2 protein-coding genes are annotated in these 2,248 nt (G+C 63.1%); both read left to right on the forward strand.

The genetic code is table 11. The annotated features are described in order from the left end of the window. Positions 1-1,525: membrane protein insertase YidC (yidC, locus tag AUC71_RS10030; RefSeq protein ID WP_069624156.1), on the forward strand; the 1,525-nt coding region annotated here is incomplete at its 5' end. A 42-nt stretch (positions 1,526-1,567) separates the two neighbouring features. Beyond that, a complete protein-coding gene (gene yihA, locus AUC71_RS10035; RefSeq protein ID WP_083238255.1) occupies positions 1,568-2,230 on the forward strand; it encodes a ribosome biogenesis GTP-binding protein YihA/YsxC in 663 nt (220 codons plus the stop codon). The last annotated feature ends 18 nt before the right edge of the window (positions 2,231-2,248 follow it).

The following is a 2,248-nucleotide window of genomic DNA, read 5'->3' on the forward strand; positions in this document are numbered from 1 at the left end:
GGGCTTTGTCGGATCAGGCGGCAGCGACATGACCCTTCCCACCGGCGACACCGTATGGACGGCGGAAGGCCAAGGCACGCTGACCCCGAATTCGCCCGTCACTCTCACCTACGACAACGGCGCGGGCCTCAAATTCACGCGCACGATTTCGATCGACGACAAGTACATGTTCACCGTCGACGACAAGGTGACCAACACAGGCCCGTCCGCCGTCACGCTTTATCCGTATGGCCTCGTGTCGCGCCACGAACTTCCCCATGTCCAGGGCTTCTACATCCTGCATGAAGGTCTGATCGGCGTGGTCGACGACGGGCTCGAGGAGATCAGCTACTCGAGTGCGTTGGAAGACGAGCCCGCCACCTTCAAGAGCCAGAGCGGCTGGCTCGGCATCACCGACAAATATTGGGCGACGGTGGTCGTTCCCGAGCAAGGCAAGCCTTTCGAGGCGAAGTTCGCCGGCAGCGACACCGGCGACCGTCAGCGCTTTCAGACCGACTATTTGATGGGGCCGCTGTCGGTGGCGCCTGGCGAGACAGCGGAAGTGTCCGGGCAAGTGTTCGCCGGGGCCAAGGAAGTGAACGTGGTCGACGGCTATGCGGCGGCCTACGAGATTCCCAAATTCGACCTCTTGATCGACTGGGGCTGGTTCTACTTTTTGACCAAGCCGATGTTCTACGCGCTCGACTATTTCTACCGGCTGGTCGGCAATTTCGGTGTCTCGATCCTCATCGTCACGGTGCTGATCAAGCTCGTGTTCTTCCCGCTCGCCAACAAGTCCTACGTGTCGATGAGCCGGATGAAGAAGCTCGCGCCCGAGATGCAAAAGATCAAGGAGCGCTATTCCGACGACCGCATGCGCCAGCAGCAGGCGATGATGGAGCTCTACAAGACGGAGAAGGTGAACCCGGCGGCGGGCTGCTTACCGATCCTGGTGCAGATCCCGGTGTTCTTCGCGCTCTACAAGGTGCTGTTCGTCACCATCGAAATGCGGCACGCGCCGTTCTTCGGTTGGATCCAGGATCTGTCGGCGCCGGACCCGACCAGCGTCTTCAACCTGTTCGGCCTCATCCCCTGGGACCCGCCGGCCTTCCTGATGATCGGCGCTTGGCCGCTCATCATGGGCCTCACCATGTGGTTCCAGATGAAGCTGAACCCGGCGCCGCCGGACCCGATTCAGCAGAAAATCTTCACCTGGATGCCGGTGATCTTCACCTATCTGCTGGCCTCGTTCCCGGCCGGCCTCGTGATCTACTGGGCGTGGAACAACACCCTTTCGATCCTCCAGCAGTCCTTGATCATGTGGCGCCAGGGCGTGGATATTCCGCTCCTGGAAAATCTCGGCATCAGGCCGCCGAAAGAGCCCGCGGACGCGCCCGAAGAGGTGAAGTCGGCGAAGCAGGAGGCGGAACAGAAGCGCAGCGCGAAGGCTTCGCGCCGGGCGAGCCGCGCCGCCAAGCAAAAGGGCGCCGAGAAAGAGGCCGTCAAGCCGCCGGAAGGCGAGGCCGACCAGGACCGCCCGGCTTAGGCGCTCACCGTTCTTGTCTTTGCCCGCGAACGCGGGCAAGCCATGACCATGGAAACCCCCGAGTTCAGCCCCGAGGAGATTGCCCGCGGCGAGACGCTGTTCAAGGGCGGTTGCGAGTTCGTCAAAGGCGTCGTCAGCCTCGACGGGCTTCCCGATGACGGTCGGCCCGAGATCGCCTTCGCCGGCCGCTCGAATGTCGGCAAGTCGAGCCTGATCAACGCGCTCACCAGCCGCAAGACGCTGGCGCGCGTCTCCGTGACGCCGGGGCGTACCCGCGAGCTCAACTTCTTCACCCTCGGCGATCTCTACCTCGTGGACATGCCGGGCTACGGCTACGCGAAAGCGCCGAAATCGGCGGTCAGAGGCTGGACCCAGCTGATCGAGGACTATCTGAAGGGCCGGCGGGAACTGAAGCGCGTGTTCCTGCTGATCGATGCCCGGCACGGCGTGAAGCCCAACGACCGGGACACCATGAAGCTCATGGACGATACCGCGGTTTCCTATCAGGCCGTGCTGACCAAGGCCGACAAGCCAAAGCAGAGCGAGCTGGAGGCGGTGATCGCCAAGACCGCCCAAGAGCTTGCCAAGCACCCGGCGGCCTACCCGCACATCCTCGTCACCTCCGCCCGCCACCGGCCACTGGGGCATTGCCGGAACTGCGCGCGGCGATCGCCGCGCTTTCCCCAAACGGCGTTGTGCCTTTAGGCCAAGCGCCGCTATAAG

It is taken from the genome of Methyloceanibacter marginalis, assembly GCF_001723295.1.
GTDB lineage: Bacteria > Pseudomonadota > Alphaproteobacteria > Rhizobiales > Methyloligellaceae > Methyloceanibacter > Methyloceanibacter marginalis.

What these genes read in the sequence shown, in the direction of transcription:
- yihA (WP_083238255.1), top strand. Translation starts at nt 1,568, where the DNA reads ATGACCATGGAAACCCCCGAGTTCAGCCCCGAGGAGATTGCCCGCGGC.